Origin of the sequence: Psychromonas sp. SP041 (genome assembly GCF_000470315.2) — a bacterium.
GTDB lineage: Bacteria > Pseudomonadota > Gammaproteobacteria > Enterobacterales > Psychromonadaceae > Psychromonas.
On sequence record NZ_CBRF02000119.1, the window covers coordinates 1 to 555 of the forward strand.

Sequence of the window (555 nt, forward strand, 5' to 3'; positions counted from 1 at the left end):
TGTCACTGCTTGGCCATCAGGATCAGTTGCCGTGAAGCTAATGTTTTCAACGCCATTGAAGTTATCAGTTGCGCTCGTAAAGGTTGCAATACCATCCACAATCGTCACGCCAATGTCGCTGTTACCACTCACCGTGTAAGTTAAGTCTGCGTTTGAGGTTTCAACGTCTGAGAAGTATTCTTTTAAATCAATACTGTAATCAGCAAAGTCTTCGCTTTGAGTTTGATCTGCAATAGATGTGCTGCTAATCGGTGTATCGTTCGCTGCCGTAATATCTATCGTAAACGTTGCAGTATCGCTTAAGGCATTATCAATACCAGTATCGCCGCCACTGTCCGTAACACGGACCGTGAAGGTTTCAGTGGTGTCGCTTGATAAGGCATCAATCGCTGCTGCGTTTGGCGCAAAGCTGTAACTGCCATCGCTTGTTAAGGTTAATGTACCGTACGTACCCACATGGGTATCAGTACCGTCAGTGAAGTCGTAAGTAAAGGCAGTGTCATCAATATCACTTGCTGTTAACGTACCAGTAGTTGCATCGAAGCTATCGGCTGC

General features: G+C 45.6%; 1 protein-coding gene. It reads right to left on the reverse strand.

The genetic code is table 11. The features are described from left to right. A partial coding sequence (locus SP041_RS20810; RefSeq protein ID WP_137298026.1) for a VCBS domain-containing protein occupies positions 1-555 on the reverse strand: 555 nt, incomplete at both ends.